This is a genomic window from Methylobacterium carpenticola, assembly GCF_042748905.1.
In the GTDB taxonomy this organism is placed as follows: Bacteria; Pseudomonadota; Alphaproteobacteria; order Rhizobiales; family Beijerinckiaceae; genus Methylobacterium; species Methylobacterium carpenticola.
Genome location: NZ_JBHZEO010000001.1, coordinates 346,797 through 360,018, shown reverse-complemented (window position 1 = coordinate 360,018; position 13,222 = coordinate 346,797). Strand labels below are relative to the sequence as shown.

The window sequence follows — 13,222 nt, the reverse complement described above, 5'->3', positions numbered from 1 at the left end:
GCCTGCTCCGGAGCGGCGTCACGCCGATTGCGTGGCTGGGGGCAGCGCCCGCACGGGCAGCGATTCTCCAACCACCGCCGGAAGCTCGGCCCGGAAGGTCGAGCCCTGGCCGGGCTCGCTCTCGATGCTGAGCCGGCCGCGGTGCCGGTTGAGGATGTGCTTGACGATGGCGAGGCCGAGCCCCGTGCCGCCCTGCTGGCGGCTCGACGCGGGATCGACCCGGTAGAAGCGCTCGGTCAGGCGCGGCAGGTGCTCGGGGGCGATCCCCGGACCGTCATCCGCCACCGCGATCACGATCTGGGGCGCGCGCACTCCCTCGGGCGCCGCGCGGGCGACCCGCACGGCCACCGTCGCCCCCTCGCCGCCGTACTTCACGGCGTTCTCCACCAGCTTCTCGATCAGGCGCAGGATCTCGTCGCGGTCGCCCCGAACGGCGAGCGGCGGCGGCTCGGTCTCCAGGGTCACCGTCACCCCGCGTTCCCCGGCGAGGGGGGTGAGCGAATCCACGATCTGGCGGGCGAGCGGCCCCACATCGATCACGGTGGTGGGCGGCACGTGCGCGTGCAGCTCGATGCGCGAGAGCGACAGGAGGTCGTCGATCAGCCGCGTCATGCGCAGGGCCTGCTCGCGCATGATCGCGAGGAAGCGGTCCCGCGCCACCGGGTCGCCGCGCGCCGGACCCTGCAGGGTCTCGATGAAGCCGAGCAGCGAGGCGAGCGGCGTGCGCAGCTCGTGGCTGGCATTGGCCACGAAATCGACCCGCATGGTCTCGAGCCGCTTGGCCGAGGTGAGGTCGCGCAGGAACAGGACGAGGTTCGGCTGGCCCCCCGTGGCCGGCGCCCCCTGCATGGTGCCGATCTGCACCTCGAAGGTGCGCTCGGTCGGCACCCGGAGCGCGTAGAGGGTCTTCAGCGGCTCGCCCGAATGGAGCACGGTCTCGATGCCGTCGAGCACCGCCGGATCGCGCAGGGCGAAGGAGAGCGGGTAGCGCGGGCGCAGGGCGGGCAGCAGGGCCCGGGCGGCCGCGTTCGCCTCGATGACGAGGGCGCGCCGGTCGATCAGGATCACCGGGTCGGGGATGTTGGCGAGGAGGGCCTCGGCGAGGCTGTGGCGGGCGTCCTTGCCGCTGTCCCGGTGCGGCAGGACGCTCTCCGCGCGGGGCGAGGCGAGCCAGCCCCCCGCCACGATGGCGATGAGGGCGGCGGCCCAGAACCACGGCTCGGCGACCCGGTCCCAGGCGACGATGGCGATGACGAGGAGGCCCGAGATCAGGGAGCCCCGCCACGCCGCCCGGCGGGCCGGCGCGCTGCGGCGCGGATCGAAGGGGAGAGACGACATGGGGCCACTCTATGCGGGCCGCGTGACGGGTTCGCGATGGAGGGAGCCGGCAAACACCCGGCCCCTCCGCGGCGGGCGTCAGCCCGCCACGGGTGTCAGCCCGCCGCCTCCTCCTCGTCCTCCGAGGCCTCGCGGGGCGTCAGGCGCACGCGCTTGGCGATCTCGTAGGCGCCGAGCGCCGCGAGCGCGATGACGAAGGGCACCAGATAGTAGCAGACGCGGAACAGCAGGAGCGCGCCGAGGACGGATTCCCGCGGCAGCCCCGAGAGGGCGAGGAGCACGGTGGCCTCGAACACCCCGAGCCCGCCCGGGGCGTGGCTCGCGATGCCGAGCATCGCGGCGAGCACGTAGATCGCCACGAAGGCCTCGAAGCTGACCCCGTGGCCCGCCGGCAGCAGCACGTAGAGCACGCCGGCCGCCGCGCAGACGTCGCCCGCGCCGACCAGCATCTGGCTCAGGGACAGGCCGAGGCCGGGCAGTTCGAGCCGCCAGCCCTTCACCCGCACGCTGCGCCGCTTCTGCGTGACCCAGGCGAGGTAGCCGAGCACCGCCCCGAGGGCGGCGATGCCGAGGCCCTGGTTGAGGTGGCTGCTCACCGAGGTGAGCCGCGACAGGGGCTCGGCCTCGCGCACCAGGCTGAAGCCGAGCACCGCCCCCATGCCGAGCCAGAAGGTGAAGCCCGCCACGATGGTGAGGGCCGCGATGCGCCCCGGGCTCAGGCCCTTGCCCGAGTAGATCCAGTACCGGATGGTGCCCGCCGTCAGGAGCGGGAAGCCGAGGTTGAAGCTCACCGCGTAGCTGGTGAACGAGGCGAGCGCCGTCGTCCGGTAGGGCACCTTGATCCGGAGCTGGCGCAAGGCCAGGGCGTCGTAGCAGGTGAGGAACAGGTAGCTCAGCGCCACCAGCATCACGGCGATGCTGATCTGCTCGGCGGTGGCCGCCGTGAAGGCGGCGCGCAGCTCCGCCCAGGTCACCGTGGAGACGAGTTCGTAGAGCACCCCGAGCGAGATCAGGAACAGGATCGCGCTCGCGACGGTGCCGATCCAGGCATAGCGCCGCCGGCGATGCCCGCGGTCCGGCTTGGCGTCGGCCGCGGCCGTCCCGGGGTTCGGATCCGGCCCGGCCGGATCGCCGGGGGGCGGCGCGGTCGGCGCAGCCCGCGCGAGTTGCTTGTCCTGTCTGGCGAAATTCATCTCGTCGGCGTCCGACTCCTGGCCGCCGGCGAGACCTGCCCGTCTCGGGAGGCACCCGGTCGGCCCCTTCGGCGGCACTCCGACCGAGCCCCGCTTGAGCCCGCCATTTAGGCGTTCAGGCGCGGGAAGGCCAGCCGACCGGTTGGCCGAGGTTTCCGGCCGCCCCGTCCAGCCGCCGCGCGGCCTCGGCGAAACCGGCGGCGATGCGCGCGGCCACGCTCGGGCTGGTGCAGACGTAGGTGGGGCTCGGATGCGGCACGCCGATCACCGGCAGGTCCGGGCGCAGGACCGCGAGCGCGGGGGCGGCGGCCTGCGCCACCCGGCCCGACAGGACGGCCACCGCGAGGTGCGGCATCAGGTCGAGGAGCGCGGGCAGGTAGGGCGCGGCGGCCCGGATCTCGGCCGCGCGCGGCGCCCGGTTGCGGGCGCCCGGGGCGTGGATGACCCAGGGCACCGCGTTCCAGATCAGGGTGTCGGCGCGCCCGATGCCGGCCTCGGCGAGGAAGCGGAACAGGTTGGCGGCGGTGCCGGTGGGGTTGTCGCGCGAGACGAAGGCGGTGCGGCCGGTGGCGGGGCCCGGCGTTTCGAGGAGCAGGAGCAGGCGGGCCCCGATCCCGCCGTCGAGGGGATCCGGCTCCGGCACCGCCGCCCCCTGCTCGGCGCCGATGCGGGCGGCAAGGGCCCGCAGGGGCGCCAGATGGGGCGCGCCGAGGAGGGCGCGGCGGGCGTCGAGGGCGGCCGGATCGGCGAGGGATTTCGGGCGCAGGGGAGCGGTCATGCGGGATCCTTCGGGGCTGCCGGCAGGCGGATCTCACGGCGAGAACCGGGCCCCCAGGCTGTAGGTGTCCCCCCGGAAGATCTGCCGGACATAGGTCACGGTCTCGCGGCCGCGCCACGTGCGGCGCTCCACCGCGAGGCAGGCGCCCCCCGGGGCGAGGTCGAGGGCGCGGGCGAGGCGGGGGGCGGCGTTGATCGCCGTGATGCGGTGCGAGGCCTCGGTCCAGGGCACGTGCCGCAGGAGCCACGTGCCCGGCGGCACCACGGCGAAATCGACCGAGGCCGCCGCCGGCACCGCCGCGAGGCTGATCAGGCGCTCCTCCCAGGCGAAGGGCTCCCCGTCCGCGAGGTGGCGGCAGGCGAGGTCGAGGAGCGGCTGGCCCGGCGTGAAGCCCGCCCCCGCCGGCTCGGTCGCTCCCGCCGGCCGCTCCCGGCGGGCGACGAGTTCGAGGGTGTAGCGCGCGCCGCGGGATTCGATCTCGCTCGGGATGTCGGGGATCTGCAGCACCGCCGACTGGCGGGCGGGCTGGGCCACGAAGGAGCCGGCCCGGCGGCGGCGCTCGATCAGCCCCGCCTCGGCGAGGCCGGCCAAGACCTTGTTCACGGTCATGCGCGAGCAGCCGTAGAGCGCCGACAGCTCCGACTCGAAGGGGATGCGGTGGCCCGGCGGCCAGTCGCCGGACAGGATGCGCCCTTCGAGATCGCTGCGGATGCGGGCGTTGAGCGTCTCGGTCCGGGTCACGCGGCGAGCCTCGCCAGGGTGGCGCGGAAGCGCGCCGCCACGGCGTCGCGCCGGAGGTGCCGGCCCTGCGCCACCACGCGGCGCCCCGCCCGCCACACGCTCTCCACCGCGGTCTCGCGGGCGGCGAAGATCCAGCCGTCGAGCCACGCATCGCCGGAGCGCGCCGCCAGGGCCGGATGATCGGGATCGAGGGTGATGATGTCGGCGGGCGCGCCCGGGGCCAATCCGCCCGCCATTCCCAATGCCTGGCTGCCCCCGGCGAGGCACCCCTCGACCAGCGCCCGCCCGGTGGAGAGGGAGTGCGGCGAAGTGACGACGTTGCGCAGGCGGGCGGCGAGGCGCTGGCCGTATTCGAGGAGCCGCAATTCCTCCGCCGCCGAGACCAGCACGTTCGAGTCGCTGCCGATGCCGAACCGGCCGCCCTCGCGGGCGAAGGCGGGAAGCGGGAAGAGGCCGTCGCCGAGATTGGCCTCGGTGATCGGACAGAGCCCCGCCACGGCGCCGCTCCGCGCGAGCCGGCGCGTCTCGGTCTCGCTGATGTGGGTGGCGTGGATGAGGCACCAGCGGGCGTCGACGGGGGCGTGGTCGAGGAGGTGCTCGACCGGCCGCGCGCCCGTGGCCGCGCGGCATTCCTCCACCTCCCGCACCTGCTCGGCCACGTGGATGTGGACCGGCCCGCCCTCGGCCAGCGGCAGCAGCGCGGCGATCTCCGCCGGGGTCGCGGCGCGCAGGCTGTGGGGGGCGATCCCGATCACGGCGTCGGGCAGGCCCGCCACCGCCCGGCGGCTCCCCGCCATCAGCGCCGCGAAGCCGTCGCGGTCGCTCACGAAGCGGCGCTGGCCGGGGCTCGGCGGCTGGGGACCGGCGCCCCGGATCGGTCCGAACCCTCCATGCGCGTAGAAGACCGGCAGCAGGGTGAGGCCGATGCCGGTCTCGCCCGCCGCCGCGGCGAGGCGCGCGGCCATCTCGGCCGGATCCGCGTAGGGCGTGCCGGCCGGGTCGTGGTGCAGGTAGTGGAACTCGCCGACCCGGGTGAAGCCCGCCTCCAGCATCTCGACATAGGCCTGCGCCGCCACCGCCTCGGCATCGTCCGGATCCATCCGGTCCACGAAGCGGTACATCACCTCGCGCCAGGTCCAGAACGAGTCGCGGCTGGTGCCCCGCCTCTCGGCGAGGCCCGCCATGCCGCGCTGAAAGGCGTGGCTGTGCAGGTTCGGCAGGCCCGGGATCGCGATGCCCCCGGTCTCGTCCCCTGCCGCCGCGGGCACGGCCCGGGTGACGGTGGCGATCCGCCCGTCCCGGATCTCCAGGGCGACGCCCTCGGCCCAGCCGTCGGGCAGGAGGGCCGAGCGGAACCAGAGTCGTGCCATCGGGGGCCTCTCTCTTGCGCGGAGTCTTGCTTGCGCGGAGTCTTGCGCGGACCGGGTGGACAAGGCTCCGCGCGGCTGATTATGTCTATACATACTCAGCCCCGCCCGCCATCCCGGCCCAGGAATCGTCCCATGCAGTGCGATCGTCTGTGGCGCAACGCCCGGCTCGTCACCCTGGCGGAGAACCGGCCCGGCCTCGGCCTGGTGGAGGACGGGGTGGTGGCCGCCCGCGACGGACGCATCCTTCATGCCGGGCCGGCCGCGGAGGCGCCCGCCTTCGCGGCGCGCGCGGTGATCGATTGCGAGGGCCGCTGGATCACGCCCGGCCTGATCGATTGCCACACCCACCTCGTCCACGGGGGCGACCGGGCCGGGGAGTTCGAGGCCCGCCTCGCCGGGGCGAGCTACGAGGCGATCGCGCGGGCGGGCGGCGGCATCGTCTCGACGGTGCGGGCGACGCGGGCGGCCTCGGAGGATGCGCTGGTGGACAGCGCGCTGCGGCGCCTCGACGCCCTCCTCGCCGAGGGCGTGACCACGATCGAGGTGAAGTCCGGCTACGGCCTGTCGCTGGCCGCGGAGCGGGCGAGCCTCCGGGCCGCAAGGCGGCTCGGCGAGGCGCGCGACGTCACCGTCGCCACGACCTTCCTGGGCGCCCACGCGATGCCCCCGGAGGAGACCGACAAGGACCGCTTCATCGCGCAGCTCTGCGCCGAGATGCTGCCGGCGATCGCCCGGGAGGGCCTCGCCGACGCGGTCGACGCCTTCTGCGAGGGCATCGCCTTCTCGCCCGCCCAGACCGCCCGGGTGTTCGAGGCCGCGCGGGCCCTCGGGCTCCCGGTGAAGCTCCACGCCGATCAGCTCTCCAATCTCGGCGGCGCGGCGCTCGCGGCCCGCTTCGGTGCCCTCTCGGCCGACCACCTGGAATACACGGACGAGGCCGGGGCCGCCGCGATGGCGCGGGCCGGCACCGTGGCGGTGCTGCTGCCGGGCGCCTTCTACTTCATCCGCGAGACCAAGCTGCCGCCGGTCGACCTGTTCCGGCGCCACGGCACCCGGATCGCGCTTGCCACCGACTGCAATCCCGGCACCTCGCCGCTCACCTCCCTGCTGCTCTGCCTCAACATGGGCGCGACGTTGTTCCGGCTCACCGTCGAGGAATGTCTCGCGGGGGTGACGCGCGAGGCGGCGCGGGCGCTGGGCCGCCTGCCCGAATGCGGCACGCTGGAGCCGGGAAAATGGTGCGACCTCGCGATCTGGGACATCGAGCGCCCGGCCGAACTCGTCTACCGCATGGGCTTCAACCCGCTCCATGCCCGCATCCGGAGGGGCCGATGAGCACCGTCGACCTGTCGCCCGGCGCCGTGCTGTCGCCCGGCGCCGTGCCGCTGCGGCACTGGCGCGCCATCCTGGGCGGCGGTGCGCTCCGGCTCGATCCGGCCTGCCGGCCCGCCATCGCGGCCGCCGCCGCGGCGGTGGCGGCGATCGTCGCCCGGGGCGAGCCCGTCTACGGGATCAATACCGGCTTCGGGAAGCTGGCGACGGTGCGGATCGCGGAGGGCGACCTCGCCGCGCTCCAGCGCAACATCGTGCTCTCGCACGCCGCCGGGGTGGGCGAGCCGATGCCGGTGCCGGTCGCCCGGCTGATGATGGCGCTCAAGCTCGCGAGCCTCGCCCAGGGCGCCTCGGGCGTCGGCGCGGCCACGATCGCCCTCCTCGAAGCGATGCTGGAGCGGGGCGTGACGCCCCTCGTGCCCGCCCAGGGCTCGGTCGGCGCCTCGGGGGATCTCGCGCCGCTCGCCCACATGACCGCCGCGATGATCGGGGTCGGGGAATGCCTGGAGGCCGGGGGCGCCCGGATCCCGGCCGCCGCCGCCCTCGCCCGCGCGGGGCTCGCGCCCCTGGTGCTCGGCCCGAAGGAGGGGCTCGCCCTCCTCAACGGCACGCAGTTCTCGACTGCCTACGCGCTCGCCGGCCTGTTCGGGGCCGAGGACCTGCTCCGGGCCGCCCTCGTCGCGGGGGCGCTGTCGGTGGATGCGGCGCGCGGCTCGGACACGCCCTTCGATCCGCGCATCCACGCCCTGCGCCGCCACCGCGGTCAGATCGAGACCGCGCGCGCCCTGCGCGCCCTGCTCGCCGGCTCGGCGATCCGGGCCTCGCATCTCGTGGGCGACGAGCGGGTGCAGGACCCCTACTGCCTGCGCTGCCAGCCGCAGGTGATGGGCGCGGCCCTCGACCTCCTGCGGCAGGCCGGCGCCACGCTGGAGACGGAGGCGAACGGCGTCTCCGACAATCCTCTGATCTTCCCCGAGACCGGGGAGGCCCTCTCGGGCGGCAACTTCCACGCCGAGCCGGTGGCCTTCGCCGCCGACATGATCGCGCTCGCGGTCTGCGAGATCGGCTCCCTGTCCGAGCGGCGAATCTCGCTGCTGGTCGATCCGGCCCTGTCCTCGGGCCTGCCGGCCTTCCTGACCCCGAAGCCGGGGCTGAACTCGGGCTTCATGATCCCGCAGGTGACGGCGGCGGCCCTCGTCTCCGAGAACAAGCAGCGGGCGCATCCGGCGAGCGTCGATTCGATTCCGACCTCGGCGAACCAGGAGGACCACGTCTCGATGGCCGCCCACGGGGCCCGGCGCCTGCTGCCGATGACCGAGAACGCGACCGCGGTGATCGGCATCGAGCTGCTGGCCGCCGCGCAGGGCTGCGACTTCCTGGCCCCGCTGCGGTCGAGCGAGGCCCTGGAGCGGGTGCGCGCGACCCTGCGCGCCGCCGTGCCGCGCCTCGACGAGGACCGCTACATCCACCCGGACCTCACGGCCGCCGCCGCCCTGGTGCGCGACGGCGCGGTGGTGCGGGCGGCCGCGGCCGAGCTGCCGGGAGTGGACGCGGACGAGGCGCGGGATCCCCGCTCCCAAACGGGAGAGGGGAATCGCGCTCCGCTTCGGAACGTTGGCTCAGACGGAGAAGTATGACGCCGCATCGCCCCGGCATCAGACAGGATCACCCATCATGACTCCATCCTGGCTCACGATCCGGCAGGGCACGGCCCCGCTGCTCCTCAGCCTGCCGCATACCGGCACCGACATCCCGGCGGAGATCGAGGACACCCTCGTCTCGCCCTGGCTCGCCCGCAAGGACACGGACTGGTTCATCGAGCGGCTCTACGACTTCGCCGCCGGGCTCGACGCCACCCTCATCCGCACGACCCTCTCGCGCACGGTCGTCGACGTGAACCGGGACCCGACCGGCATCTCGCTCTATCCCGGGCAGGCGACGACCGAACTGTGCCCGACCACCACCTTCGACGGCGAGCCGCTCTACCGCCCGGGCCACGCGCCGGACGTCGCCGACCGGCGCGCCCGCTGGTTCGACCCCTACCATGCGGCTTTGCAGGACGAGATCGCCCGGCTGCGGCGGCTGCATCCGCGGATCGTGCTCTACGACGGCCACGCGATCCGCTCGGAGATTCCCCGCCTCTTCCCCGGGCTGCTGCCGCATTTCAACATCGGCACGAATGGCGGCCAGAGCTGCGATCCCGCCCTTCAGGCCACGATCGAGGCGATCTGCGCGGCGACCGGCCTCACCACCATCAGCAACGGGCGCTTCCGCGGCGGCTACATCACCCGCGCCTACGGCCGCCCGGCCGACGGCGTCCACGCGGTGCAGATGGAACTGGCCTGCCGGGCCTACCTCGCCGAGCCGGTCGGGCCGGTCGGGCCCGAGACCTGGCCCGTGCCCTACGATCCCGCCGTCGCGGCGCCGGTCCGCGCCGCCCTCGAACAGATCCTCGCCGCGTGCCTCGCCTTCGGAGCCGATCCGACATGACCCGCCTCGACAACACCCGCACCATCCGCGCTCCCCGCGGCCCAGCGCTGACCGCCAGGAGCTGGCTCACCGAGGCGCCCCTGCGGATGCTGATGAACAACCTCGATCCGGAGGTGGCCGAGCAGCCTGGCGAACTCGTGGTCTATGGCGGCATCGGCCGGGCGGCCCGGGACTGGGCGAGCTTCGACCGCATCGTCGCCGCCCTCACGGATCTCGACGAGGACCAGACCCTGCTGGTGCAGTCGGGCAAGCCGGTCGGGGTTTTCCGCACCCACCGGGACGCGCCGCGGGTGCTGATCGCCAACTCGAACCTCGTGCCGCACTGGGCGACCTGGGCGCATTTCCACGAGCTCGATCGCAAGGGCCTGATGATGTACGGCCAGATGACGGCCGGCTCTTGGATCTACATCGGCAGCCAGGGCATCGTGCAGGGCACCTACGAGACCTTCGTGGAGATGGGCCGCCAGCATTACGGCGGCGACCTCGCGGGCCGCTGGATCCTCACCGCGGGCTTGGGCGGCATGGGCGGCGCCCAGCCGCTCGCCGCCACCATGGCGGGGGCCTCCTGCCTCGCCGTCGAGGCCCGCGCCTCCCGCATCGAGTTCCGGCTGCGCACCGGCTACGTGGACGTTCAGGCCCGCGACCTCGACGAGGCGCTGAGCCTGGTCGCGGAATCCTGCCGCGCCCGCACGCCCCGCTCCGTGGCTTTGCTCGGCAACGCCGCCGACGTCTTCGCCGAGATCCGGCGGCGCGGCGTGCGGCCGGACTGCGTCACCGACCAGACCTCGGCCCACGATCCCGTCAACGGCTACCTGCCCCGGGGCTGGAGCGTCGCCGAGTGGGAGGCGAAGCGCGAGAGCGATCCCGACGGCGTCGCCGCGGCGGCCAAGCGCTCCATGGCCGAGCAGGTCAGGGTGATGCTGGATTTCCACCGGGACGGCGTGCCGACGGTCGATTACGGCAACAACATCCGGCAGATGGCCCTGGAGGAGGGCGTCGCCGACGCCTTCGCCTTCCCGGGCTTCGTGCCGGCCTATATCCGCCCGCTCTTCTGCCGCGGCATCGGCCCGTTCCGCTGGTGCGCCCTCTCGGGAGACCCGGAGGACATCTACCGCACCGACGCCAAGGTGAAGGAACTGCTGCCCGACAACGCCCATCTCCACCGCTGGCTCGACATGGCGCGGGAGAAGATCCGCTTCCAGGGATTGCCGGCGCGGATCTGCTGGGTGGGCCTCGGCGACCGCCACCGGCTCGGCCTCGCCTTCAACGCCATGGTGCGCTCGGGCGAGCTGAAGGCGCCGATCGTGATCGGGCGCGACCACCTCGATTCCGGCTCCGTCGCCTCGCCGAACCGCGAGACGGAGGCGATGCGCGACGGCTCGGACGCGGTCTCCGACTGGCCGCTCCTCAACGCCCTCCTCAACACCGCCTCGGGGGCGACCTGGGTGTCGCTCCACCATGGCGGCGGGGTCGGCATGGGCTTCTCGCAGCATGCCGGCATGGTGATCGTCTGCGACGGCAGCGAGGAGGCGGACCGGCGCCTGGAGCGGGTGCTGTGGAACGATCCCGCCACCGGCGTGATGCGCCACGCCGATGCCGGCTACCCGGAGGCGGTCGCCTGCGCCCGGGAGCAGGGGCTCACCCTGCCGAGCCTCGGCTGAGGCTCGGCCGGTTTCGCGAAAGTGGCCGCCGGTTTGCGACAAAAAGCCTGCGGCACGTCACGGACCGAAGCAGCCTCGCGGTGACGTGACGGCGCCGCCCTCCCCTATCGCTCAAAGGAACTCCCGCATGGCCGCCTCGCGGCCATAGACCTCCGCATAGGCCGCGAGGCGCTCCCGGTAGAGCGCCCGGTATTCCTCGTCGCTCAGCGTGTCGACCGTCTCGAGGTCGAGGCTCGTCGCGATCTCGTGGCAATAGTCGAGGGCCCGCAGGTTCGGCACCGGCAGCGCGTCGCTGGCGGCGGCCTCGGCCATCTGCTGGTAGAGCCCTTCGAGCCGGCGCACGAGGAGCGGCGTATCGAAGAGTTCGCAGGTGCTGCGGTTCGCGGTCAGCCGCTGCTTGATCGGGGCGAGGGTCTCGGGATTGCGCCCGTACGCGATGGCCCGCTGCACGTAATCCTCCGCGGAGGTGCAGATCATCTCCGGGATCCCCGCCGCCCGCACGAGGCTGGAGCAGACCCGCGCGGCGAAGCTGCGCCCCGGCCGCGTCAGCACCGGAACCCCCATCCAGAGCGCGTCCGCGGCCGAGGTATGGGCGCCGTAGGGGAAGCTGTCGAGGAACAGGTCGGGCAGGGCCGAGCGGGCGAGGTGGCGCGGATTGGGCTCCTTGGCGGCGAAGACCAGCCGCTCGGGGGCGATGCCCTGCGCGGCCGCTTCCTGCCGCAGGCGCTCGTTGGCCTCGGCGGCGCCGGTCAGCAGCCACAGGACGCTGCCGGGCACGTTCGCCAGGATCGTCATCCACTGCGAGAACACCCGCGGCGTGATCTTCTGCACGCCGTTGAGGGAGCCGAAGACGAAGCCCTGCTCCGGCAGGCCGACCTCGCGGCGGGTCGGTCGGTGCTCCGCCACCGGACGCCTGCGGTCGTTCGGCTGGTAGCACGGCAGGCGCAGGACCGCCTCCGAAACGATGCCCTCGTAGTCCCGCGGCAGGATGGTGTCGTCCGCGATGATGTAGTGGTGGTAGGGCGTGCCCATGCTGCCCGGGAAGCCGAACCAGTTGACGTTGACCGGGGCTGGCCGCATCGCGAAGACGCGGGCGCGGGCATCCTTGGTGTAGCCGTTGAGATCGACCAGGATGTCGATGGCGTCGGCCCGGATCAGCCGGGCGGCGGCGGCGTCGCCGACGCCCGTGAGGTCGCGCCAATGATCCGCGGCGGCCTGCGCGCGCCGGTGGGTGGCGTCGGTGGTGGCGATCCCGCAGTAATAGATGAAGACCTCGCAGCGCGAGCGGTCGTGCAGCTCCAGAACCTCGGCCATGCCGAAGCCGACCGCGTGCTCGCGCAGATCCGAGGACACGTAGCCGATCCGCAGCGGTCCCGGGCGCCGGTTGCGCAGGTCGAGCGGCGGCAGCGCCTCCTCGGGCTTCGGCCACAGCCCGGTCGTGGTCTTGCAGTAATGGTGGGCGAGGGCGAGCTGGTAGATCGGGTCGTCGGTGAAGCAGGCCGCGGAGAGCGACGACATCTCGGACAGGAGGTGGCGGCGGGTCACCTGGCCGGATTCCGCCAGGATCGGCCACTTGCATTGCCGCAGCCGCAGCGCGATCCAGTGCTGGATCGCATCGCTCTGGCGCGGATCGAGGTCGAGCACGTGCCAGAGGTGATCCTCGGCGAGCGTGTCGTTCTGCGCGGCTTCGAGGACGCGGCCGATCTGCTTCAGACCGGTCAGCTTGAAGCCGACCGCCTCGCCGGTGACGGCGGCGAGCTGATTCGTCATCTCGGTCCAGGCGAGCACCGCCGCGCCGGTCTGGCCGAGGCGCTCGAGCGCGTTGCCGAGATTGATCGCGGCCGGCATGAAGTCCGGCTTCAGCCGGGTCGCCTCGCGCAGGGCATTGGCCGCCCCGGCCTGGTCCGACAGCTCGCCCAGCATGGTGCCGTAATTGAAGTAGACCGCGTAGAGGAGCGGATGGCCGGCGTTGCAGGCGATCCAGAGCTTGTAGAGGTCGGCCGCCTTCGCGGTGGCGCCCTGCGCCTTCAGCGCATCGCCCAGGCCGATGAGCTGCGCCAGATCGAGCTTCTGCGTCCGCGCGCGCTCCAGGCCGTCGGTGAACAGGGCCTCCACGGTTCCGGTATCAACCTGTCCAGTGAGCATCGCCTGAATCCGTCACGTGCAAGAATCTGCAATCGAGCTTCATCCACTACTGCATGTGATGGTTAACAAAGCATTGCCGATGGTGGAGCGCAGGAATGCGCGCGCCAACGCGCGCCACCGGAATCTCGCCCTTCCCTTCAGGAAGAAGCCGGATCCCGATGGCGCGCGCGGCGC

At 73.3% G+C, this 13,222-nt stretch carries 10 protein-coding genes; 4 read left to right on the top strand and 6 right to left on the bottom strand.

Features of this window, described 5'->3' with window-relative positions; genetic code table 11:
• Positions 1-18: 18 nt before the first annotated feature.
• From ACE101_RS01815 to ACE101_RS01795, 5 genes are all read right to left on the bottom strand, one after another.
• Entirely contained in the window at positions 19-1,338 is a 1,320-nt protein-coding gene (locus tag ACE101_RS01815; protein WP_379125826.1) for an ATP-binding protein, read from the bottom strand.
• A 95-nt stretch (positions 1,339-1,433) separates the two neighbouring features.
• Positions 1,434-2,531: a lysylphosphatidylglycerol synthase domain-containing protein gene (locus ACE101_RS01810; protein ID WP_379125825.1), complete on the bottom strand. Its 1,098-nt coding sequence runs from the start codon at positions 2,529-2,531 to the stop codon at positions 1,434-1,436.
• Positions 2,532-2,646: 115 nt separating this feature from the next.
• Complete coding sequence (locus ACE101_RS01805; protein WP_379125824.1) at positions 2,647-3,309, bottom strand: uracil-DNA glycosylase; 663 nt, start codon at positions 3,307-3,309, stop codon at positions 2,647-2,649.
• 33 nt (positions 3,310-3,342) lie between these two features.
• Positions 3,343-4,050, bottom strand: coding sequence for a histidine utilization transcriptional repressor HutC (gene hutC / locus ACE101_RS01800; protein WP_379125823.1), 708 nt, complete (start codon positions 4,048-4,050; stop codon positions 3,343-3,345).
• On the bottom strand, positions 4,047-5,420 hold the full coding sequence (locus ACE101_RS01795) for a formimidoylglutamate deiminase (protein ID WP_379125822.1): 1,374 nt from the start codon (positions 5,418-5,420) through the stop codon (positions 4,047-4,049). Before ACE101_RS01795 ends, hutC begins: the two co-directional genes overlap by 4 nt.
• Positions 5,421-5,552: 132 nt before the next feature.
• Here ACE101_RS01795 and hutI point away from each other — a divergent pair, with 132 nt between their 5' ends.
• The 4 genes from hutI to hutU are packed head-to-tail and all read left to right on the top strand — an operon-like array spanning position 5,553 to position 10,903.
• A complete protein-coding gene (gene hutI / locus ACE101_RS01790) occupies positions 5,553-6,755 on the top strand; it encodes an imidazolonepropionase (RefSeq protein ID WP_379125820.1) in 1,203 nt (400 codons plus the stop codon).
• The gene (hutH, locus tag ACE101_RS01785) at positions 6,752-8,389 is read left to right on the top strand and encodes a histidine ammonia-lyase (protein WP_379125818.1); all 1,638 of its coding nucleotides are present in this window, start codon (positions 6,752-6,754) and stop codon (positions 8,387-8,389) included. Before hutI ends, hutH begins: the two co-directional genes overlap by 4 nt.
• A 37-nt stretch (positions 8,390-8,426) precedes the next feature.
• Positions 8,427-9,242, top strand: a complete 816-nt coding sequence (gene hutG, locus ACE101_RS01780) for an N-formylglutamate deformylase (protein WP_379125817.1) — start codon at positions 8,427-8,429, stop codon at positions 9,240-9,242.
• Positions 9,239-10,903, top strand: a complete 1,665-nt coding sequence (gene hutU / locus ACE101_RS01775; RefSeq protein ID WP_379125815.1) for a urocanate hydratase — start codon at positions 9,239-9,241, stop codon at positions 10,901-10,903. Before hutG ends, hutU begins: the two co-directional genes overlap by 4 nt.
• A 111-nt stretch (positions 10,904-11,014) precedes the next feature.
• Here hutU and ACE101_RS01770 read toward each other — a convergent pair whose 3' ends face one another.
• Positions 11,015-13,048, bottom strand: coding sequence for an O-linked N-acetylglucosamine transferase, SPINDLY family protein (locus ACE101_RS01770; RefSeq protein WP_379125814.1), 2,034 nt, complete (start codon positions 13,046-13,048; stop codon positions 11,015-11,017).
• Between the last annotated feature and the right edge of the window lie 174 nt (positions 13,049-13,222).